The sequence below is a fragment of the Arcobacter denitrificans (SeqCode) genome (genome assembly GCF_048571185.1).
Taxonomy (GTDB): Bacteria; Campylobacterota; Campylobacteria; order Campylobacterales; family Arcobacteraceae; genus Arcobacter; species Arcobacter denitrificans.
Genome location: NZ_CP182350.1, coordinates 169,252 through 191,400, shown reverse-complemented (window position 1 = coordinate 191,400; position 22,149 = coordinate 169,252). Strand labels below are relative to the sequence as shown.

At 28.3% G+C, this 22,149-nt stretch carries 19 protein-coding genes and 1 pseudogene; 11 read left to right on the top strand and 9 right to left on the bottom strand.

What is annotated here, in order from left to right:
* Positions 1-5: 5 nt before the first annotated feature.
* The 4 genes from ACNI28_RS01000 to fliP all read right to left on the bottom strand — a co-directional run bounded on the left by ACNI28_RS01000 (position 6) and on the right by fliP (position 4,590).
* Positions 6-1,550 carry an efflux RND transporter permease subunit gene (locus ACNI28_RS01000; RefSeq protein ID WP_419764982.1) on the bottom strand — a complete coding sequence of 515 codons (1,545 nt, stop codon included), beginning with the start codon at positions 1,548-1,550 and terminating at the stop codon, positions 6-8.
* Positions 1,547-2,311 carry an efflux RND transporter periplasmic adaptor subunit gene (locus tag ACNI28_RS00995; protein WP_419764981.1) on the bottom strand — a complete coding sequence of 255 codons (765 nt, stop codon included), beginning with the start codon at positions 2,309-2,311 and terminating at the stop codon, positions 1,547-1,549. Before ACNI28_RS00995 ends, ACNI28_RS01000 begins: the two co-directional genes overlap by 4 nt.
* Position 2,312: 1 nt before the next feature.
* Positions 2,313-3,662: a TolC family protein gene (locus tag ACNI28_RS00990; RefSeq protein WP_419764980.1), complete on the bottom strand. Its 1,350-nt coding sequence runs from the start codon at positions 3,660-3,662 to the stop codon at positions 2,313-2,315.
* 199 nt (positions 3,663-3,861) lie between these two features.
* On the bottom strand, positions 3,862-4,590 hold the full coding sequence (gene fliP, locus ACNI28_RS00985) for a flagellar type III secretion system pore protein FliP (RefSeq protein ID WP_419764978.1): 729 nt from the start codon (positions 4,588-4,590) through the stop codon (positions 3,862-3,864).
* 140 nt (positions 4,591-4,730) lie between these two features.
* Here fliP and ACNI28_RS00980 point away from each other — a divergent pair, with 140 nt between their 5' ends.
* From ACNI28_RS00980 to ACNI28_RS00970, 3 genes and pseudogenes are all read left to right on the top strand, one after another.
* On the top strand, positions 4,731-5,477 hold the full coding sequence (locus ACNI28_RS00980; RefSeq protein ID WP_419764977.1) for a substrate-binding periplasmic protein: 747 nt from the start codon (positions 4,731-4,733) through the stop codon (positions 5,475-5,477).
* A gap of 128 nt (positions 5,478-5,605) precedes the next feature.
* Entirely contained in the window at positions 5,606-5,989 is a 384-nt protein-coding gene (locus ACNI28_RS00975; protein WP_419764976.1) for a PAS domain-containing protein, read from the top strand.
* 480 nt (positions 5,990-6,469) lie between these two features.
* Positions 6,470-7,261: pseudogene (locus ACNI28_RS00970) on the top strand (methyl-accepting chemotaxis protein); the annotation flags it as partial.
* Positions 7,262-7,268: 7 nt separating this feature from the next.
* On the opposite strand, the gene mrdA reads toward ACNI28_RS00970, so the two are convergent.
* From mrdA to fliK, 3 genes are all read right to left on the bottom strand, one after another.
* On the bottom strand, positions 7,269-9,047 hold the full coding sequence (mrdA, locus tag ACNI28_RS00965) for a penicillin-binding protein 2 (protein WP_419764975.1): 1,779 nt from the start codon (positions 9,045-9,047) through the stop codon (positions 7,269-7,271).
* Positions 9,048-9,548: 501 nt separating this feature from the next.
* Positions 9,549-9,824, bottom strand: coding sequence for an EscU/YscU/HrcU family type III secretion system export apparatus switch protein (locus ACNI28_RS00960; RefSeq protein ID WP_419764974.1), 276 nt, complete (start codon positions 9,822-9,824; stop codon positions 9,549-9,551).
* A gap of 1 nt (position 9,825) precedes the next feature.
* Entirely contained in the window at positions 9,826-12,108 is a 2,283-nt protein-coding gene (fliK, locus tag ACNI28_RS00955; protein WP_419764973.1) for a flagellar hook-length control protein FliK, read from the bottom strand.
* Between the two features lie 78 nt (positions 12,109-12,186).
* On the opposite strand from fliK, the gene arsC reads away from it, so the two are divergent.
* From arsC to ftsZ, 6 genes are all read left to right on the top strand, one after another.
* Positions 12,187-12,534: an arsenate reductase (glutaredoxin) gene (arsC, locus tag ACNI28_RS00950; protein ID WP_419764972.1), complete on the top strand. Its 348-nt coding sequence runs from the start codon at positions 12,187-12,189 to the stop codon at positions 12,532-12,534.
* Entirely contained in the window at positions 12,534-12,890 is a 357-nt protein-coding gene (locus tag ACNI28_RS00945) for a hypothetical protein (RefSeq protein WP_419764971.1), read from the top strand. The genes arsC and ACNI28_RS00945 overlap by 1 nt, the downstream gene beginning before the upstream one ends.
* Complete coding sequence (gene recD2 / locus ACNI28_RS00940) at positions 12,890-15,172, top strand: SF1B family DNA helicase RecD2 (RefSeq protein WP_419764970.1); 2,283 nt, start codon at positions 12,890-12,892, stop codon at positions 15,170-15,172. The genes ACNI28_RS00945 and recD2 overlap by 1 nt, the downstream gene beginning before the upstream one ends.
* Before the next feature lie 68 nt (positions 15,173-15,240).
* A complete protein-coding gene (locus ACNI28_RS00935) occupies positions 15,241-16,704 on the top strand; it encodes a peptidylprolyl isomerase (RefSeq protein WP_419764968.1) in 1,464 nt (487 codons plus the stop codon).
* A gap of 3 nt (positions 16,705-16,707) precedes the next feature.
* The gene (gene ftsA / locus ACNI28_RS00930) at positions 16,708-18,096 is read left to right on the top strand and encodes a cell division protein FtsA (RefSeq protein ID WP_419764966.1); all 1,389 of its coding nucleotides are present in this window, start codon (positions 16,708-16,710) and stop codon (positions 18,094-18,096) included.
* Entirely contained in the window at positions 18,096-19,226 is a 1,131-nt protein-coding gene (gene ftsZ / locus ACNI28_RS00925) for a cell division protein FtsZ (RefSeq protein ID WP_419764965.1), read from the top strand. Before ftsA ends, ftsZ begins: the two co-directional genes overlap by 1 nt.
* Positions 19,227-19,241: 15 nt before the next feature.
* Here ftsZ and ACNI28_RS00920 read toward each other — a convergent pair whose 3' ends face one another.
* Entirely contained in the window at positions 19,242-19,622 is a 381-nt protein-coding gene (locus ACNI28_RS00920) for a heat shock protein transcriptional repressor HspR (RefSeq protein ID WP_419764964.1), read from the bottom strand.
* 11 nt (positions 19,623-19,633) lie between these two features.
* Entirely contained in the window at positions 19,634-20,512 is an 879-nt protein-coding gene (locus tag ACNI28_RS00915) for a DnaJ C-terminal domain-containing protein (RefSeq protein WP_419764963.1), read from the bottom strand.
* 133 nt (positions 20,513-20,645) lie between these two features.
* Between ACNI28_RS00915 and ACNI28_RS00910 the strand changes: the two genes are divergently transcribed.
* Positions 20,646-20,975, top strand: coding sequence for a hypothetical protein (locus ACNI28_RS00910; protein ID WP_419764962.1), 330 nt, complete (start codon positions 20,646-20,648; stop codon positions 20,973-20,975).
* Positions 20,972-22,138: an NAD(P)/FAD-dependent oxidoreductase gene (locus ACNI28_RS00905; RefSeq protein WP_419764960.1), complete on the top strand. Its 1,167-nt coding sequence runs from the start codon at positions 20,972-20,974 to the stop codon at positions 22,136-22,138. The genes ACNI28_RS00910 and ACNI28_RS00905 overlap by 4 nt, the downstream gene beginning before the upstream one ends.
* Positions 22,139-22,149: the final 11 nt, after the last annotated feature.

Here is a 22,149-nt window from a genome sequence, read left to right as displayed (position 1 = left end):
TTATCCTACAAAAATTTCTTAACTAAATAAGGGGTGAAAATATATGCTATAAATAAAGACATGACAAGAGATATAGGCACAAATACAGGAAGAGGGTGCATAAACTGACCCATCATTCCACCTACAAAAAACATAGGTATAAAAGTCATGATAATAGCTATAGTTGCGATATTTGTAGGATTTCCTATCTCATTTGTAGCCTCTAATGTGATTTGTTCTATGGATTTGTTTTTGTCTTTTTGTGTGATTCTGTGTCTATGTATATTTTCTATTACAATAATTGCAGCATCAACAAGCATACCTAGGGAAACTAAAAGAGCAAAAAGTGTAATACGATTGATTGTCTCATCTAAAATATAACCTACAAATAATGTTAAAGCTAAAATCATAGGAACCATTATAGATACTATTATTGCTTCTTTTAATCCAAGGGAAAAAACAAGTAAGAAAAATATAATTACTATGGATATAGCAAGGTTCATTATAAGAGAATTTACTGCATTATTAGCTGTAAATCCATCATCTCTTGTAATCACATAGCCTATATGCTCACTATCTAGTTCACTCTTTATACTATCTAAATATGAAAAAATACTCTCATTTATTGTTACTGAGTTTGCACCTTTTAGTTTAGATGCAGTTAGGGTGATTTGCACTTTTTCACCTAGTTCTTTTGTATAAATAAAGGCCTCTTTTGTATTTTGGATATCATAGCTTCTTTTTATTGTGGCAATACTACTTAAATAAATAGGTGATCCATATTTAGAAGTGATAATTATATTTTTTAAATCATTTTCATTTTCTATGGCACTTTTAATACCAAAAGTTAAAATTTCACCTGAAGTTGTTCTTCCTTGGATATCGGGTGTTTCATAAGATAGTCCCTTTATTGCTTCACTCACTTGCCCTAAAGATAAGCCATAAGCACTCAATCTATTTGCATCTATTAAGATATTGTATTGTTCTTTCTTTTCACCCTTTAAATCTACTAAAGCCACGTTTTCAAGGCCATTTATCTCTTTTGCTAATTTATTTACTCTATTAAAAAGTTCTGTTTGTGAGATACTTTTATCTTTTGCATAAAAAGCAATAGTAGCTATAGGGATATCTGTATCTATATCCATAGTTTTTATGATAGGTTGCATTGCACCTTTTGGCATTAAGTCCATATTCCTCATTACTTGGTCATAAAGCTTTAAGTTAGACTCCTCTTTATCTTCTCCTATTAAATATCTAACTTGTACGATTCCAACAGAGTCTTTTGCATATGAATAAATATCTTCAACTCCTTTTATCTCTTTTATTTTTTTTTCAAGGGGTTCTATGATTATTTTTTGTATTTCATCAGCTTTTGCTCCAGGCATAGGAACAATAACAGCTCCTCCTGAAACTTTTATTTGAGGGTTTTCTTCCCTTGGGGTAAATACTAAAGAAAAATATCCCAAAAGTAAAATAGCAATACCTAAAATCATAGTAAGTGGATGATTTATAAAGGTTTTTGCTAAATTACCTGCAATATTAGGGTTTTTTAGTTTAAACTCTTGATTCATGGTTGCTCTTTAATTGAAACTAAAACTTTAGCATACATTCCAGGTAATATTTTTTCATTTTTCTTAAATGAAATTTTAAGGGTAAAAGTATGAGTCATAGGATTTGAACTAGGTATTATTGATACAACTTTTCCTTTTGTTTTATACTCTATTGAATCAATAAAAACATCAACTTCATCATTTAAATTTATATATTTTAAATCTGATTCATTAATTTGGGTTATAATTTTAAGACTTGATAAGTCAGAGATAATTAGTGCAGGTATCCCTGGCATTGCCATCTCTCCTACTTTTATTGACTTTTTGATTACTAAGCCATCATTTGGAGCTTTTACTTTTAGGTATCTGTATTGATTGTTTAGCTCTTTTAATTTTGAGTTTGCTATTTTCAAAGAGTTTGATATGGTGTTATATTTTAATTGTATTTGTTCAAAGTCAAATTTTGAAACTAAGTCTTTTTCATATAGTCTTTTATATCTCTCATAATTTAGTTTGGCATTTGCATATTGGTTTTTATGGATATCTATATTTAATAAAGCTTGTTCTTTTTTATTATCAATTTCAATGGAGTCTATTTCATAAAGTAGGGAGTCTTTTTTTACTTTATCTCCTTCATTTACTTTTATACTTTTTATATATCCCATATTTCTACTAGAAATTACTTTTTCATTATCTGAAATAACAGATGCGCTTAAGTTTAACTCTCTAGCTTGAATTGATGAGATTATAAATATTGATAAAAAAAGTAAGACTTTGTTCATATTATTCCTTTAATGATTGACCTATTGATAGTTTTAATTTTGCTTTTGTAAATGTTAGCTCAAACTTTGACATGATAGTTTGTGCACGGGCTTTTTGTAGTGAGGCTTGTTGGATAAGTAAATCCGTCATTTTGATTAATTTATTTTTGTACATCTCTTCTGATTTTATTAAAATCTTTTCAGCTAATTTTTGAGTTTTTATTTTTTCATTTAAAATCTCTTCTTGTGATAAATAGTTTAAATAGTTCTCTTTTACTTCTAGTTTTATTGCATCTTTAAACTGCTCTTTTTGAAGCATGATTTTATTATATTTTATTCTACTTTGTTCTATTTTGGATTCTCTTGTTAAATCAAATATTTTCATATTTAATCCAATAGTTGCCATATAGAAGTCTTGAGTATTATTAAAATCTCTAAGTTTATCATTACTATATCCATACTCAATATGAGCAGCAATCTTTGGAAAATAATCAGATTGTTTTACCTTGATATCTTTTTTTAATGATTGTGAATTTAAATCAATATATTTTAAATCTTCTCTTCTATGTAGGGCTTTATTTTGTGCAATATTTAGGTTTATTTCTAAGATATTTACATCTTCAAAGTTTTTTACATCATCAATCTCAACACCAATTAAAAAACTTAAATATGAATGGGAGAGTAAAACTCTATTTTTTGCCTCTTTTAGTTTTGAATTTGTATTTAAATCCTCAACTTGTGCTTGATTTAAATCTATTTTAGTAACTAAGCCCTCTTTATACATCTCATTTGCAAAGTTTACAAAAGATGATGTTGCTTTTTTTGCTTTTTCTATAGCTTTTACATACTCTTTTGAAGCTACGCAAGCATTATATGCTCTTAAAAGTTCTAGGGTTAATAGTTTTTCATCATATTCATACTTTACTTTATTGGCTTGAACTTGTAAGTTTGCTATATCTTTGGCATTTGATAACTCAAAGCCAGAAAAAAGCGGAATATCATAGGTGAGTTTTGTTTCATAATTTTCAACAGCCTTGGGATAGTTTAAATCATGAGGTGCTGTTGTTAATGAATTAGTCCCTGAATATGAAGCCAAACCAAAATCAGCAAAGGTAGCCTTTCTAGAACTAAGTTTTGAACTAAATACATATCCTGCATGATTTGTGTTTGTGTAAGTCTCTTTGAAATTTAAGGCTCCATAGTTATTTGCAGATATTTCATCTAATATGGCATGGGATTGTTTTATATCTAATTTTTTTGATTTTAATTCTTTATTATTCTTAAGTAGTAAATCTAATGCTTCATCAAAACCAATCTCTTTTGAAAAAGTACAAATAGAAGTAATAAGTAAAAGTATTAATATTTTTTGCATTTACAACCTTATTTTAAAAGCTTATTATATAGGCATTATAATTAAAATAATGTAAAATTGTTTTATTAGTTTTTCTTATGTTAGAGTCTTATTAAAATATACTCACAAGAGCTTTTATATGGTATTTTATAAAGAAAATATAATAAGTGATATTTTGTATAAAATGGGATTATTATAATTCCATTTTATAATTAAAAATTTATTTAAAAGATTGTGCGAGATTTCCGATGATTAATTGCCAACCATCAATGATAATAAAGAAGATAACTTTAATAGGCAAGGAGATCATTACAGGAGGCAACATCATCATACCTAAACTCATAAGAATAGAAGCTACAATAATATCAATAACTAAAAAGGGTAAAAATATCAAAAATCCTATTTCAAAAGCAGTCCTTAGTTCACTTACAATAAAAGCAGGCATTAGAAGTGTAATAGAAACATCATCAATGTTTTTAGGGTTCTCCTCTTTTTTGATACGATAAAAAAGTGCAATATCTGCCTCTCTTGTATTTTTTATCATAAACTCTTTAAAGGGTTTAATACTTTTTTGAAATCCCTCTTCATATCCAATCTTTTCTTCCATGTAGGGTTTTACACCTTCATTATAAGCTACTCTTGCATATGGTTCCATGATAAAAATTGTTAAGATAAGTGCTAGAGATATAACGATTTGGTTTGGTGGAGCTTGTTGTAAACCCATTGCTTGTCTTAATAAAGATAAGACAATTATAAGTCTTGTGAAACTAGTTACCATAAGTAGAAGTGTGGGTGCAAGTGCTAGTATAATAAGGATTATTGCAATATTGATTGTTTTTACAAATTGTGCAGGCTCATCAATGGCTGCAATAGAGAGGTTTATTACTGGTAAATCATCAGCAGCAAAAAGCGAAATAGAAAATATAAATAGCGCTAATATAATTCTCAAATATTATCCTTAAAATTGTAAAAAAGAATGATAACTAAAATAAGTTTAAACTCTAAAGATAATTTAGGAAAAGTATATTATAATCTATTAAATTATTTTAAAGATATTCTATTTTATACTACAATTAAAAGGAATGGTTCATGCATATTTATATAATGAGATTTTTTATTATTTTTTTATTATTTACACAATTCCTATTTTCAAAAAGTTTAGAAAAAATTATTCTTGATGAATATATTCGTGTTGGTGTAAAATTTGAATATAAACCTTTTGCTTTTATAAATAATGATGGAAGAATTGATGGTTTTGAAATAGATTTAATAAATAGTATGATGGAAAAACTTTATATAAGAGTAAAGTTTATTGAAGTTAGTTCTAAAAACAAAGAAAAAATGTTATTGGATGACAAAATTGATATTTTATTAGCTGGCATGATTCCTAAAGAAAATAAAAATAGCAATATCTCTTTTTCTAAACCATATTTTTTTGATGAACAAATTGTTTTAGTAAATAATAAAGAAAAGATAAAGAGTTTTTCCGATTTAAAAGGTAAATATGTAGGTGCCATAAAAGGGTCAACTCATTTGGAAAAGTTTTTAAAAATTCAATCAGAGGTAACAAGTATAACATTTACTCAATATCCTCAGTTAATTAGTGCGTTGACATATAATAATATTGATGCAGTAACCGCTGATTCTTCTTGGGCAAAAGAACAGATAAAGCTGCATGATGGGAAGTTCAAGATTTTGGATGATGTAATTAGTACTAACAAGTATGCAATCGCCTTGAAATCTGATAATAAAGATTTAAAAAAGACCATTAATTCTTTATTTGAAAAGATATCAAATGACAAAACTTATGAAAATATCTATAAAAAATGGTTTTAATAATAAAATAACTAATTTCTTAAGAAAAATTAATGTTTTATTAAGATAAGATTTTATAAACATAATCTTAAGTAATTATTATAAAAAAATATAATTATATAAGAATAATATACTAAAAGGAGCTTGTATTGTCAGAAGAGGTAAAACTATCCGCAGATACAATGATTGTATCAGAGACTGATGCCAAAGGGATTATACAGTATGCAAATACTGACTTTTGCAAAATTGCTGGGTACTCAAAAGAAGAGTTAATAGGTAAACCACATAATTTTGTAAGACATCAAGATATGCCAAAAGCTGCATTTGCTGATTTGTGGAAAACAATTAAAGCAGGAAATATTTGGAATGGAATAGTAAAAAATAAAACAAAAGATGGTGGATACTATTGGGTAAATGCTACTGCATATCCTTCTAAAAATAGTAATGGTGTATTACGATATGTTTCTGTAAGAGTAAAACCTACAGATAAAGAGATAGAAGATGCTATTTCTTTATATAAAACTTTAGATTAGAAGAGGATTGATAATATGTTTTTTAGTGACCCAAATGAAAATAAAATAATAGAAGCTCTTGACAATATCGAAAAGTTTATAGATGGTGATATAAATGCTATACCTAATGTAGATTTTAAAGCAAAAGGTTTTAATCAAAAAGTAGTAGATAAAATATCTTCAATAAATGATAAATTAACTACCAAAAATCAAGATGAACTTATGATTTATGGTGAAATTATGTTGATTGCTGAAAAATTATCTGATGGATTAATTGAAGATAAAATCTATTTTACAAATACATCAAATAAAAAGTTAAATTATATTGCAAAAACAGTCAATAACCTTGTTGATAATTTAAACTCTATTATGGGTTCAGATACTCATAAAATAGTTCATGTTTTAGATAAATATGCAAAATTAGACTTTAGAGATAAAATTGAAGGTGAAAGTGCAAAATTAACAACTGCTTTAAATAATGTTACTGATTTGATTTCTAATATACTCTTTGAAAATAAAACAAATGGTTTAACTCTAGATTATACATCTGATCAACTACTTGAATATGTTGAAAAATTAAATCAAAGTTCAAATAGCGCTGCTGCAAGTTTAGAAGAGACAGCTGCTGCAATTGAAGAGATTACCGGTAATATTAGAAACAACACTGAAACAATTGCTAAAATGGCACAATTTTCTGCCAATGTAACGGATTCTGTTAAAGATGGAGAAAATCTTGCAAATCAAACAACAGTAGCTATGGATGATATAAATACGCAAGTTACATCTATAAATGAAGCAATTACAGTAATTGATCAAATAGCATTTCAAACAAATATTCTGTCTCTTAATGCAGCAGTTGAAGCAGCAACAGCAGGTGAAGCTGGAAAAGGCTTTGCTGTTGTTGCCCAAGAAGTTAGAAATCTAGCAAATAGAAGTGCAGAAGCTGCAAAAGAGATTAAAAATTTAGTTGAAAATGCTACTTCAAAAGCAAATCATGGAAAAAGTATTGCAGATGATATGATAGAGGGGTATAAGAAACTAAATGAGAATGTTAACTATACTATAGAGTTTATTGGAGATATTGACTCTGCATCAAAAGAGCAACTTTTAGGGATTGAACAAATTAATGATGCTGTAAATGCCCTAGATAAACAAACTCAAGAAAATGCAAATATTGCATCTCAAACCCAAGAAGCAGCAACTTTAACTGATAAAATTTCTAAAAAAGTTGTTGTAAATGCAAATGAAAAAGAGTTTATTGGTAAAGATGAAGCAAAAATTAGAGTAGATTAAAATTAGGTTATTTAATATAACCTAACTCTATTAATTTATTATATATCTTTGTAACAGTAGGTCCTGCTGTACTTCCTCCATGTCCACCATGCTCAACTAAAATAGTTACAGAATATTGTGGATCATCATAAGGTCCATAAGTTGTTAGCCAAGCATGTGATCTTTTTAAATACTCCATTTCACTCTCTAATGCTCTTTTCTTAATATCTTGTTCTATTCTTACAACTTGAGCAGTACCTGTTTTAGCTGCAATCTTGATTTTTGAGTCAATACCTCTTAGATGCCAATATGCAGTACCATTTTTGTGATTTGCAACATCATACATACCTCTTTGGATTAACTTTAAATTCTCTTCATCTATATCAACTTCTTGCGGTTCTTTGTATGCCTCTTTATAAAAATGAGGAGTAGGAAGTTTTTTAGTTGCTAAAAATGCTGTATATCTAGCTATTTGAATTGGAGTTACTAAAACAGATCCTTGTCCTATTGATGAGATTAAAGTCTCTCCTGTAAACCAAGGTCTATTGTATCTTCTTCTTTTCCAAGCTTCATTTGGATTTATTCCTATGAATTCATACATTTGGTCTATGCCCGTTTTTTGACCAAGTCCTAGTTTTTTCATGGTTTCACTTATTTTGTTTATACCAACTTTTTGACTTACTTTATAAAAGAAATCATCACAACTCTCTCTTATGGCTTTTCTAAAGTCTACAATACCGTGACCATCTTCTTTCCAACATCTAAATTTTCTATTTGCAAATTCATGGCTTCCACTACAATTTACTTTAAAGTTTCTGTTTATACCATTTTCTAAAAATGCTAATGCAACTCCCATTTTCCATACACTTCCTGGAGGATACATTCCATTTGTTATTTTATTTGTAAAAGGTTTATCAATATTATTTTGTAACTCATCCCACTCTTTATATGAAATACCATTTACAAAGACGTTATTATCAAACTCAGGAAAAGATGCAGCTGCTAAAATTTCACCATTTTTTACATCCATTACAACTATAGCTCCAGCTTTTTGATTAAATATATCATGAATATACTTTTCTAGTTCTATATCAATGGTTATTTTTATATTATTATTGATTTTAACTTCTTTTTCTTTTAGTACTTCTAGCTCTTTATTTAAGGCATTTACTTTTACTTCTTTATATCCAAGCTCACCTTGTAAAATATCGTTATAGTATTTTTCTAGCCCATTTTTTCCAATAATTCCACTATATTTAGAGATATGATTATTTTCAATATCTCTTCTTGAAGCTTTTCCTACATATCCAAGTATATGTGCTGCTACTTTTTTATATGGATAGTTTCTTTTTACAGCTGATTCTACTTTTAAATTATCTAAAGAGTTAAATACTGTGTATTTGTCAAAAAACTTTTCATAAGGGATATAATCAATAATCTTTACAAAGTCATGTTTATATGGAGAGTCTAGTTTATTGTACTTCTTAAGTAATTTCTCTTTTTCAAAATCTGGAAAATGTAATATTATAGTATTGATTAACTCATCTAAAATATGTCTATTTTTATATGATCTTAAATGTGGTTTTATACTTAAAGAAAAACCTAAATCATTGATTGCAAGGGCAATATCATTTCTATCTTTTATAATCCCTCTTGAAGGGGCTTGATAAACTTTTTTTATATAGTTTTGTTTTGATAATTCTTCATAGTAAGTATTTGATTTTATACTTAAATAGTAGAGCCTATATACTAAAAGTAAACAAACAACACCAATAAGAATAAGAATTAAATTAAGCCGTTTTTTCATAAGAATAGTCCATAAATTAAGAAATCAATCACAATATTTAATATAATATATCTTATTAAACTAAAATTTAAATCATTTGAAAATACCCATATTAAAATAACACCAATATAAAAAGTTAGTATATAAATATAATTGTTTAAATTGTGCAAAGAGATAACTCTATTTAAATTTGGCAAAATAAAAGTATAAATAAATAGTGATAAAAAAGTAAAAGTAAAAGGTAAAAAGCCACTATTGTACTCAATAAATAAAAATATAATTATCAAATAAACCATAGAGTAGTAATATTTGTATTTTATAGACTTTAAAAAGGCTAAAAATATAACCCCAGCAATTAAAATAGGGAAAAAATGTACAGAGGAAATGATATTTACAAATATTGTAAATATTCCCAAAAAGAATATAAAATAAGGGTTGTGTAGTAGTATATTTTTCATTAAGTTAGTAGTCTTATTATCTTTTTGCAGATTATATTATAAATAGTCTTATACTCATATATCATTATTTTGGATTATTTTTTGATAAGTCATAAATAAAGGCAAAAACTTGCGCAACAGCTTTATACATATTACTTGGTATTTGTTGATTTATGTCTAATTTTGTTAATAGTTCAACTAAATCTTCATCTTTTTTTATAGGTATGTTATTATCTTTTGCTATTTTGATAATATTTGAAGCTAGCTCACCACTACCTTTTGCGACCATTGTTGGAGCATTATCTTCATTTATTTTGTATTTAAGTGCTGCTGCTTTTAATATTTTTTTATCATTATCCATGTTAAACCTTGATATTTACACCAAAATCAAAATTATCATTTTGGGTATAAATATTTTCTTTGCTATCTTCTTTTAAAGTATATACATTTAGTCCAATTACACTTATTGCTGTGCCATTTAACTCACGTTTTAAAGCTGTGGCTTTTTGTCTTATAAGCTGTTTTGTATCATCTTTTTCTACAAAAATAGAGACATCTAATTTATCATCATCATATAAATAAAGATGTAGATTTATTTTTCCTAAATCCTTAAGGGTTAAATCAATCAAACAATAGAACTTCTCTTCATCTATTTTCTTTATATCAATAGAACCATCTTCAAGCAAGTCCCATAAAAAAGGAATATAAACATTATTTGAAGAATTTGCTATTGAATATAGTTGATGATAATCTATTTGTGTTAAAAGTTTATCAACTTGTTTTAATGTTTCAGCAGGATCACTCTCTTTTGCACTTAAAGCTTTGAGCTCTTCTTGTGCTTGGCTACCAATTTGGGTTTTGATTTGGGCTTGTACTTTTGATAAAAGAGTTTTAATATCATTAAATATAGGTGAATCACTTCTTATTGGCTGTGCATTTGTTTGAAGAGTTGCTTTATTATCTTGGACAATAGGATTTTTAGCAGAGACTTCTTTTGCTTTTGAAGGGTCAAGGTTTTTAAGTTGACCTAATAATTTATCTATTTGTTTTAATGTTTCATTGTTATTAATACTCTCTTTTGTAAGAGCTTGTGTTTGATTTTCTGCTTTTAGGTCTACTTTCATTTGTAGAAGTTGAGATGTAGATTGTGCTTGAACTCTTTCTTGAGTAGCTTGAGGATTGTTTTGTGCTACCTCTGCTTTTTGTGGGGTTTGTGTTTGAGTTTGGGATTGAGTTACCACTTGGTTTTGCAATTGAGCTTGAACTTTAGTCAAAAGAGTTTTGATGTCATTGATTATAGGTGAATCACTTTTTATAATCTGTGGAGTTGTAGCTTGTTGTGTTGGCTTTGTTTCAGCGTTTATATTTGGCTTTGCAACTTGCTCTTTTATATTTGGAATATCAAGAGTTTTTAATTGGGTTAATAGTTTATCTATTTGTTTTAAAGTCTCAGTTGTATTGATATTCTCTTTACTTACATTTTGAGTAGCTTGAGGATTGTTTTGTGTTATCTCTGCTTTTTGTGAGGTTTGCGTTTGACTTGATACTTGGTTTTGCAATTGAGCTTGAACTTTAGTCAAAAGAGTTTTAATATCATTGATTATAGGAGAATCACTTTTTATAATCTGTGGAGTTGTAGTTTGTTGTGTTGGCTTTGCAACTTGCTCTTTTATATTTGGAATATCAAGAGTTTTTAATTGGGTTAATAGTTTATCTATTTGTTTTAAAGTCTCAGTTGTATTGATATTCTCTTTACTTACATTTTGAGTAGCTTGAGGATTGTTTTGTGTTATCTCTGCTTTTTGTGAGGTTTGCGTTTGACTTGATACTTGGTTTTGCAATTGAGCTTGAACTTTAGTCAAAAGAGTTTTAATATCATTGATTATAGGAGAATCACTTTTTATAATCTGTGGAGTTGTAGTTTGTTGTGTTGGCTTTGCTTCAGCGTTTATATTTGGCTTTGCAACTTGCTCTTTTATATTTGGAATATCAAGAGTTTTTAATTGGGTTAATAGTTTATCTATTTGTTTTAAAGTCTCAGTTGTATTGATATTCTCTTTACTTACATTTTGAGTAGCTTGAGGATTGTTTTGTGTTATCTCTACTTTTTGTGAGGTTTGCGTTTGAGTTTTACTTTGATTGCTTATCAATGTTTCTAATTGTGCTTTTGTTTTTAGTAAAACTGTTTTCATATCATTTAAAAGACTATTTTCATTTTTAGCATTTGGATTATTGGATTGATTTAAAAGTTTTGATTCTAAAAATATTCCACTTTTTTGTATTTGACCCTCCACATTTTTAGGCGTTGCTTGGTCTGGAGTGATTGAGAACTTTTGCAAAAAGGTTTTTAGTTCTTGAGTGCTTTTATCATCTGGTAATGCTTTTACCAGTGATTGTAAATTTGAAGTAAAAGAACCCAAATCTTTACTTAGGTTTGAATTTTTTAGTAGCTTAAGTACAGTTTCATTTGATTTTGCACTATTTTGAACGTTATTAAAAAGGGTTTTTAGTAGTGTTGAGACATTGAAGTCTTTATTTTGACTTGTTAGAGTTTTTACATCAGCCTCTTTTAAAACCTCTTTTAAAGCATTACTTGTTTTATTTGCTACTAAGATATTAAGTTGTGTATTTGTTGATACTAACATAGCACTAAGTATAGCATAAAATTAAATCATAAATCTTTTTTGGTATAATTAAGAAAAAAATTGAAATAGAGGAAAACTATGCAAGATATAACTATTTGGCACAATCCTAGATGTTCAAAATCAAGAGATGCTTTAAATTTCTTAGAAGAGAAAAAAATAGCCTTAAGTGTTATTAAATATATGGATGCAAAATTAACAAAAGAAGATATAAAAGATGTTCTTCAAATGTTAGGTATGGGTGCTAGGGGTCTTATGCGAACTAAAGAGGATATTTATAAACAGCTGAATTTAAAAGATGAAAATGATGAAGATAAATTAATACAAGCAATGGTAAATAATCCAAAACTAATAGAAAGACCTATTGTCATAAAAGATGAAAGTGCAGTTATAGCAAGGCCTTTAGAAAAAATAGATGAACTCTTTTAATGATACATGAAAAGCAACTAAGAATTAGATATATAAGAGTTTTAGAGAAGTTTTTTACAAGAACTGTATCTTTGCTAAAATTAGAAGACTTTGATTTTGATATTTTTAAACAAAGAACACTAAAAAACTTTGAAGATACAAAAAGAGTAAAAAAAGTTGAGTTGACCTCCAATTATTTACTAAGTTTAAAAAGATTTATAGACCTTACCCTTTTATATTTAGAAAATCATACAGATAATTTTGAGCAAGAGAGAGAAAGACTCTTAAAAGAGGCAAACTTACTTCAAAAAGAGAAAAACCAAAATGCCTATAAGAAAGATAAACATAAACATAAGAAATTTGATGATGGATATTAATGGAAGATGAAAACAAAAGTTTTAAACTCTCAGGAACTTTAAAAAAAGTACTCTTTTCCAACAAAGATACAGGATTTTGTATAGCTGTATTAGATAATGACCAAAAAATATGTGGAACATATTTTGATACAGATATCGAAAAAATAGTTGGTGAAAACATAATATTAATGGGGAACTGGGTAACCCATAAGAAATATGGAATCCAATTTGCCTTTGACACATTAGAGTTAAAAGAGCAAGAGTTGTATTTCTTTTTAACAAAAATAGTTAAAGGAATAGGGCGAAAAGTTGCCTTGGAACTTTTAGAAAAATACTCAGAAGAAGAGCTTGTAGAAGTTCTAAATAATAAGCCAGAAGAGCTTTTAAGCTTTAAAGGAATAAGAGAAAAAAAACTCTCAACTATAAAAGCATCTTGGCAAAAATTTAAACACTTGCGTGAATTAGGCTCTTTTTTATCAAAGTTTGGTGTTACATCAAATCTTATTACAAAAATCTATTCAGAGTTTAGTGAAGTAGAAAACTTAATTGAAGTTATTCAAAAAAACCCTTATGTACTTATTCGTATAAAAGGTATTGGTTTTAAAAGAGCAGATGAAATTGCAAAATCTTTAGGAATAGATGAAAAATCTGATTTTAGAATAATGGCTTGTTTAAATTATACATTAAGAGAGTATTGTGATAATAATGGAAACTCTTCAATTGATAAATACCATCTTTTTAGATTATTAGATGAGGCCTTAAGATTTCAAAATGAAGAGATGCTTTATGAAAATGCCTTGACAAAAATGGAACTTGAAGAGGACATTTATAAAACAAAAGAGAATAGGTATGCTCCTTCAATGTTATATTTTGCAGAAAAAAGAGTTTTAGAGTTTTTTAGAGCTAGAGAAAATGATATGTATTTGAAAAAAATAGTTTCAAATATTGATGAGTACTTAGACAAAAGAGAAAAGACTTTAGGATTTACTTTAAGTCGTGAGCAAAGAAAAGCAGTAGAGTTAATAAATGAAGGTCATAAAACTCTATTTTTAATAGGTTATGCTGGAACAGGTAAATCAACTTCAAGTAGGGCAATTCTTGAACTTCTTCAAGAGGTAAACTCTTATGATGATATTATTGCTATCGCTTTAAGTGGTATTGCAGCTCAAAGAATAGCTGATACTACAGGATATAATAGTTCCACCATACAATCACTTTTTGTAAAGCATAAGGAGAATGAATATTTTCCTTATAAAGTAATATTATTAGATGAAGCTTCAATGGTAAATTCTGTAATGTTTTATCAAATCATATCAAAAATTGGTCAAGATACAATTTTCATAATAGTAGGAGATGATGGGCAGTTGCCAGCTATTGGAGCTGGAAATATATTAAGTGATTCTATAAATCATGAACTAGCTCCAATTTGTAAACTTACAAAAATATATAGACAAAATGAAAATCAAGCAATAGCGGTAATTGCAAATGAGATTAGACAAGGGAATGTTCCAGAGTATAATGGAAGTTATGAGGATTTCAAATTTTTAGATGTCTCTATATCAAACTATTATGCTTCAAAAAACTCTTTAGGTCAAAATGATTTTTCAAACTTAAGAGGTCAAAACTCTGAACAGATATTAAGTATGATATTAAATATATCAAGTGCATATGTCAAGGAGTTTTATACTTTAATAAAAGATAAGAACATCTCAAAAGCACTTATTTTATTTCAGATAATTACTCCTATGAAAGGTGGTATGTTAGGGGTTGAAAACCTAAATAACCAACTTCAAAAAATATTTAATAGTTCAAGGGAAGAGTCAAAGCAAACAAAACTTTATGAATATAAACTAAGTGATAAAGTAATTCATATAAAAAATGAGAATATGCAATCCCAAACTATGCAAATGTATAGAACTGGTTCAAGTGAATACTTAGAGCGGCGGGTATTTAATGGACAGCTAGGACTTATTATTAAGCTAGATTTTGAAGAGAGTAAGTGTATAGTTTTATATCCAAATGATGATATGGTAGTTTTCTATAACTTCGATGACTTGGACTCTTTGTTGTCATTAGCATACTGTTTAACCATACACAAAACTCAAGGTATGGAGTATGATAATGCACTTATTCCTATGAGTTTTTCCCACTATATTATGCATAACACTAAATTATTATACACAGCAATTACTAGGGCTAAAAGTATGTGTTATATAGTTGGAGAAGAGGATGCTTTTAAGGGTGCTTGCAAAAGAATAGAGACCACAAAAAGGGAATCTGTGATAAATGATTTACTAAGCTAATCAATTTAACATTTCCAAAAGCTATATTTGAGTAATATATCTAAAATTTTATTGAGGATTTTATTAGTATGATAACTTGGATGCAAAGACACAAAAGATGGTTAGTAATTACAATTTGGATAAGTACAATAGCATTTGTGGGTGCTGGTTTCGTTGGCTGGGGAAGTTACGAATATGGAAGTTCTTCCGGAGCAGTTGCTGTTGTAGGAGATAGAAAAGTAAGTGTAGAGGAGTACCAAAGAGAGTATTCATCCCTATATAGACAATACTCTAGAATGTATGGAAATCAATTTAATCAAGAGATGGCTAAAAAAATTGGACTTCCTGATGCAGCTATAAATTTAGCAATACAAAAAAATCTTATTTTATCATATGCAGATGATTTAGGTTTAAATGTTACTAATGAAGATATTGCAAAAGAGTTAGTTCAAATGCCTTCTTTCATAAAAGATGGAAAATTCGATAAAGAGCTTTATATAAGAGTATTAACTCAAAATGCTACAAATGCAGTTGAATACGAAAAATCTTTAAAAAGAGATTTGCTTTTACAAAAAGTTGAATCTTTATTTAATCTAAATCCTTCAGCTGTTGAAGTTACAAACTTATCAAAGTTACTTTTTGCACAAGATGAAGTATCAATAAAAGTATTAGACCCAAAATCTATAGAAATTGAAGTAGATGACACTATTTTAAGAAATTATTGGAAAACAAACAAAATAAAATATATGTCATCAAATATATATAGACTTGCTATTTCAAAATTGCCTTTAAAAATGATTTCTCCAACAGAAGATGAGTTAAAAGAGCATTATGAAAAATTTAAAACTGATTATAAAAAAGAAGATGGAAAAATAAAAACTCTTGAAGAAGCAAAAGATGAGATGATAAAAGTATTAAGCCTTAAAGCTACAAAAAGAGATGCTTTAAAAAAATACTTAGCACTTAAAAAAGATGAAATAAAATTTGATGCAACTACAACAATCTTTGAGAATGACTTACCTTTTTCACCTGAAAATACAGAAGAAGTTAAAAATTCTACTGTAGGGGTTGTTTTAAAACCTTTTGAAGCAAGTGATGGTTATACAATTGTAAAACTAATAGAAAAAATGGCTCCAAAACCTTTAGCTTTCTCTATGGCAAAAGATATGGTAAAAGCTGATTATTTAGATATCAAAAGAACTGAAAAAATTAATTCTTTAGCTAAAGAAGCGATGAAAAACTTTGAAGGTGAAAATCTTGGATTTATCACTAGAACTTCTGTAGATAAAATAAAAGGTTTAAATACAAATGAATCTTATGCTTTTTTAAATAAACTTTTTGTGTCAAAAGAAAAAGAGGGAAAAATTGAAGTAGCTGGAAAAGTAGTACTTTATAAAATTACTGCAAGTAAATTAGCAGCAGATACTACAAATGAAGAGAAATCTGTAAAAGATATATTATTAAAACTACAAAGAGCAGAGCTTATGTCAAGCTTAGTAAAAAATCTTGAAAACAGATATGAAGTTACTTCATCTTTAGATCACAAGGAGTAAAAATTGGGTAATACTCTTCTAGCAATAGATATTGGTTCTACTGACGTTACAGCAATTATTGCAAAAAATGATTTAGACTATAAAATAAATATCTTAGGTACAGGTATTGAAACAAGTGATGGAATTAATAAAGGGCTTATAACAAATATTGAATTAGCTTCTAAATCTATACAAAATGCTGTCCTAAAAGCAAGAAGAAGTACTTCTGAGCCAATTGAGTCAACAGTGGTTGCAATCTCTGGTTCTTATACTAAGGGTATAAGAAGTATGGGAAGTGTAAATGTGCCAAATGGAATAATCACAGAGCATGAGATAAATCAAGTTATGCAGATGGCTTTATACAATGCTACAATTGTTCCTGAGTATGATATTGTTCATGTTATTCCTATTTTCTTTAAAGTAGATGATTCAGCAGATGTTGATAATCCTTTAAATATGAATGGTGCAAGACTTGAAGTATCTGTTTATATTGTAACTGCTAAAAAAACAGCATTGACAAACCTACGGTCAGCTTTTAAAGAATCAAATATTGAGATAACTAATTTTGTTTTAAATAGTTATGCAACAGCCATATCTGTTTTAGATGAACAACAAAGTAAATTTGGAAGTTTAGTGATAAATATGGGTAGTACAACTACAGAGTTTGCTTGTTATAAAGGTGGCTCTTTATTTTATACTGATTTTATACCAGTTGGATCAAATCATATCACAAATGATTTATCAGTAATGCTTCACACACCTCATAATGCAGCAGAACTAATAAAAATAAAATATGGAAGTCTACTTTCAAATAATAGTGAAGATGACCAATTAACTATCAAAAAAATAAAAATCCCAAGAATTGGGGATGAGCAAGTGACTGAAGAGATTTCTTTGGTAGATATAAGAAATATCATTCATGCAAGAGTAGAAGAGACACTATTACTTGTAAAACAGAAACTAAATAGAAGTGGCATAGCTGATAATTTGGATGCAGGTATTGTTATAACTGGTGGAATGAGTAGATTAAAAGGTATTAAGGAACTAGCTACTTTAGTTTTTGAAAATCAGCCTATTAAAGTTGCAAATCCAAGAAATATCAAAAATGGATATATGAATTTTGATGATCCAACTATGTCAACAATCTCAGGACTTCTTTTTTACTCTTTAGATAAAAATAGAAATTTTGAGTTAGATTCAAATAAAAAACTAAGAAGAAAAGTAATAAAACAAAAGATTATTCAAAAAGAAGAATTAAAAGAGGCTCAACAAAATATAAGGCAAGCTGAACAAAAAGCAAATATGGATATAAAACTTAAACCTGAAGATACTACACAGTTACCAAAAATATCAAAAACTGATAAAGGTAAAGGTATGGCTAAATTTTGGAATAAAGTTTCGGAGTGGTTTTAATGGATAATGGATTATTTAGAGTGGACGATATCACAGTAGAAATGCCAAATAAAACTTTGTCAGATAATGTAGCAAAAATTACTGTTGTAGGTGTTGGTGGAGGTGGTTGTAACATGGTCAACCACATGATTCAAGAGGGTACTCGAAGAATTGATTTGATTGCTGCAAATACAGATTTACAGGTTTTAAATATCTCAAGGGCACCTAAGAAAATACAGTTGGGTGTAAAGTTAACCAAAGGTCTAGGTGCAGGAATGAAGCCAGAAGTTGGTAGAGATTCTGCAATAGAGAGCTATGAAGAGATTAAAAATACTTTAGAGGGTGCTGATATTGTTTTTATAGCTGCTGGACTTGGTGGTGGTACGGGAACTGGAGCTGCTGCAATTATTGCAAAAGCTGCTAAGGAGATTGGGGCATTAACTGTTTCTGTTGTTACTAAACCATTTACTTGGGAAGGTAAAAAAAGATCAGGATTAGCAAATCTAGGTCTTGAAGAGATAAAAAAAGTAAGTGATTCTATTATTGTTGTTCCAAATGACAAATTATTAGATATTGTTGATAAAGATATTGGTATGAAAGATGCCTTTAAAATTATTGATAATATTTTATATCAAGCTGTAAACGGGATGAGTGAAGTTATTTTAAATCCTGGAAATAGCGATATTAATACTGACTTTGCTGATGTTAAGACTATCATGCAGCATAAAGGTATGGCACTTATGGGAATAGGGCGAGCCAAAGGTGAAGATGCTGCTATTAAAGCATTGGAAGTGGCTACAAACTCTCCTTTACTTGATAAGATGTCACTAAGTGGAGCAAAAGGTATCTTAATTCACTTTAATATCCATCCACAAATCTCTATGTTTGCTATTAACAATGTTATGGAAAAGATACATGATACTATTGATTCAAATGCAGAGATTATATTTGGTACAACTTCAGATGACTCTTTACAAAAAGATGAAGTAAAGATTACAATTGTAGCTACTGGTTTTGAATCTAAACCTGAACCTAGAAAAAATGAACAAGAGCCAACAGATGATGGAGTAAAACAAATAGTTACAGATAAAGATAACTATTTAGATGTTCCTCCATTGATGAGAGATTACGTAGTACAATATCACTTATAAGAGTAGAAGCACTATCTACTCTTCAAAAATCACTATATCATAAGAGCTTTTTTTAATCACTAAAGCCTTTGATGAGGGTACAACTCCAAACTTATCAATTTCCCTTAATCTTGTTTTATATTTTTCAACATCTTCTTCTAAGTTATTTATTTTTTTATTTAATTGAAGTATTAAATCAACTCCAGCTAGGTTTATTCCTAACTCTCTTGTAAGTCTTAGTACATATTTTATATGATCAATATCTTTTTGAGAGTATAAACGAATTTTTCCATTAGTTCGTGAAGGGGTAATTAAGCCCTCTCTTTCATATTGTCTTAGTGTTTGTGGATGTATTTCAAGAATTTGTGCAACTACTGAAATCAAATAAACGGGTTCTGTGTATGAGTTTGTATCCATAATATCCTCTTTTATATAGTTTCTGGCAATTTCTCTTTTAATAAATTAATAACTTCTTCATCTAAATCTGCGACTTTAGGTAATACAATATTTGCTTTCAAATATAAATCACCCTTTGTTCCAATTTTTCTGTTTAAGATTCCTAACTCTTTGACTCTAAATCTTTGGTATTGTTTCGTATTCTCTGGCACTTTTAGAGTTATAGTTTTATGAATAGTTTTAATCTCTACTTTTCCACCAAATAGGGCTGTTTTTAAAGGTATATCAAAATATTTTGTTAAGGTATCTCCATCAAGAGTATATTCAGGACTAGGAGCTACATTTATTTTTATAATTAAATCGCCTCTTTTTCCATTGTATGATTTTCCTTTACCTTTTGCTCTAATCTTTTGCCCATCTCTAATACCTTCAGGGATTTTAATATCAAAAGAGTCATTATTGAATGATACTTGTTGTTTTCCACCAAGTATAGAAATATCAAAGGCAATAGTGATTTGTGCACTCATATCTAAATCTGGCTCATTATAACCGCCAAATCCTTGTCCTCCAAAGCCTTGGTTTCCAAAACCACTTCCACCAAAGCCACCAGAACCACCAAACATTTGTCTTAAAATTTCATCTAAATCTACATTTCCACCTTGACCTCTTGCAAAATCATGGAAGTTTTGTCCTCCAAACATAGAATCGCCGTACTGGTCGTATTGTTGTTTTTTCACTTTATCAGATAATACTTCGTATGCAGCATTTATCTCTTTAAACTTTTCTTCTGCATCTTTATCTTTATTTACATCAGGATGGTATTTTCTTGCTAATTTTCTATATGCTTTTTTGATTTCTTCAGTTGAGGCACCATCACTCACCTCTAATGTTTCGTATAAACTTTTTGCCATAAAAACTCCGTATAAAGTATATTTTTTATTGTATTATAGCACAAACTTGAGTCTTAGTCAATCAAGGTTATTGAGGTAATAGCGAAAAGTAAGATTAATTGCTAAAAAAGTAAATATATACTAAAATCATCAAATGAATGAAGAAATATTTGAAAAAGATGAATGGACTCAAGAAGAGTACCTAAATTATAAAGATGAACTTGAAAAGCAAGGCATTAATGTTCTATTGGTAGATACGGTGTTAAAACCTATTGATACTGATAACTGCATAAAATATAACCCCTATGAAATGGCACTATTACCTAAAGATAAAACAGTATTTGTATTCTATTGTGATACAGGAAAAAGTACAAAAGATAGACTTGAATTTTACAGAAATAAACTACCTGGATATAGATGCATTAGTTTACATGGTGGAAGAGGTTATTGGCGACCCAATTTTAGGTTATTGAAAAAGCCATGAAAAAAATAAAAGATTATGACTATGTAGTTATTGGAGCTGGGATTGCTGGTTCTTGTGTATCATATTTTTTAAAAGAGGATAAAGTTCTTTTAATAGATAGATTTGATGATGTGGCTCAATTTGCTTCTGGTGTTGCAGGAGGTTTTTTATCTCCACTTCTTGGAAAACCAAACAAGTTTAAAGAACTAGTTACGAAGTCTTTAAGCTTTGCTGTAGATTTTTATAAGAGTTTAGATGAAGATTTAATTGTTCAAAAAGGTGTTTTAAGAGTTCCAAAAGATGAAGAAGATAGATTAAAATTTGATGAGTATAAAAAGCATTTTGATTTTGAATCTGAAGAGAAAGAGGGTGGATTTTTCTTTAAAATAGGCTCTCAAGTTTTTTCTTATGAATTATGTAAAAAACTTACTGAAAACATAGATAAAATATTTAATTATGATGTAAAACATATAAAATACAAAGATGGATTATGGTTTATAAATGATGAAATAAAGACAAAAAATCTTATTCTAACTACTGGTTCTGATATAAAGTTAATAGATGAAGAATATATAAATATTAGAGCTGTATGGGGACAAAGAATAGATATATCTACTACAACCTGTATAGAGTTTAATTATCATAAAGAGTGTTCAATATCTACTTCATATGATAAAGTATCAGATGATTTATATAAAGTCTCAATAGGAGCTACTCATCATAGGTTTGAGCATACTTTAGAAAATGATTTTAAAGCTTTTGAAAATCCTAGTTTAGCAAATCTAAACAATATTGGTTATACAGATGAATTATACAAAAAGGATACTTTAGAGCTTTTAGAAAAAGCTAACAATATAAAAACATTAAATGATGTAAAAGTATTAAAAAAATACTTTGGAGCAAGGGCTAGTAGCTTTGATTATTTTCCAATAGTAGGAAGTTTGATTGACTCAAAAAAGACTTTAAATATGTTTCCATACTTAAAAAATGGAACACCTGTAAAAAATAATAGATTTTCAAGGTATGATAATCTTTTTATTTTAAATGGTGTAGGAGGAAGAGGTTTTGTTTTATCTCCTTATTTAGCAAAAAAATTGGTTGACTTTATAAAGAAAAAAGACACATTAGATGATGAAATTACAGTTGATAGATTATTTAAAAAATGGGTTAGACGAAATAAGTGATAACCTTTATT

Excerpts from the sequence above, each read along its gene's own strand:
- ACNI28_RS00995 (WP_419764981.1), bottom strand. The coding sequence starts at position 2,311 with ATGAACAAAGTCTTACTTTTTTTATCAATATTTATAATCTCATCAATT.
- ACNI28_RS00945 (WP_419764971.1), top strand. The coding sequence starts at position 12,534 with ATGATACATGAAAAGCAACTAAGAATTAGATATATAAGAGTTTTAGAG.
- recD2 (WP_419764970.1), top strand. The coding sequence starts at position 12,890 with ATGGAAGATGAAAACAAAAGTTTTAAACTCTCAGGAACTTTAAAAAAA.
- mrdA (WP_419764975.1), bottom strand. The coding sequence starts at position 9,047 with ATGAAAAAACGGCTTAATTTAATTCTTATTCTTATTGGTGTTGTTTGT.
- ACNI28_RS00910 (WP_419764962.1), top strand. The coding sequence starts at position 20,646 with ATGAATGAAGAAATATTTGAAAAAGATGAATGGACTCAAGAAGAGTAC.
- ACNI28_RS00960 (WP_419764974.1), bottom strand. The coding sequence starts at position 9,824 with ATGGATAATGATAAAAAAATATTAAAAGCAGCAGCACTTAAATACAAA.
- ACNI28_RS00905 (WP_419764960.1), top strand. The coding sequence starts at position 20,972 with ATGAAAAAAATAAAAGATTATGACTATGTAGTTATTGGAGCTGGGATT.
- ACNI28_RS00935 (WP_419764968.1), top strand. The coding sequence starts at position 15,241 with ATGATAACTTGGATGCAAAGACACAAAAGATGGTTAGTAATTACAATT.
- ftsZ (WP_419764965.1), top strand. The coding sequence starts at position 18,096 with ATGGATAATGGATTATTTAGAGTGGACGATATCACAGTAGAAATGCCA.
- arsC (WP_419764972.1), top strand. The coding sequence starts at position 12,187 with ATGCAAGATATAACTATTTGGCACAATCCTAGATGTTCAAAATCAAGA.
- fliK (WP_419764973.1), bottom strand. The coding sequence starts at position 12,108 with ATGTTAGTATCAACAAATACACAACTTAATATCTTAGTAGCAAATAAA.
- ACNI28_RS00980 (WP_419764977.1), top strand. The coding sequence starts at position 4,731 with ATGCATATTTATATAATGAGATTTTTTATTATTTTTTTATTATTTACA.
- ACNI28_RS00920 (WP_419764964.1), bottom strand. The coding sequence starts at position 19,622 with ATGGATACAAACTCATACACAGAACCCGTTTATTTGATTTCAGTAGTT.
- ACNI28_RS00990 (WP_419764980.1), bottom strand. The coding sequence starts at position 3,662 with ATGCAAAAAATATTAATACTTTTACTTATTACTTCTATTTGTACTTTT.
- ACNI28_RS01000 (WP_419764982.1), bottom strand. The coding sequence starts at position 1,550 with ATGAATCAAGAGTTTAAACTAAAAAACCCTAATATTGCAGGTAATTTA.
- ACNI28_RS00915 (WP_419764963.1), bottom strand. The coding sequence starts at position 20,512 with ATGGCAAAAAGTTTATACGAAACATTAGAGGTGAGTGATGGTGCCTCA.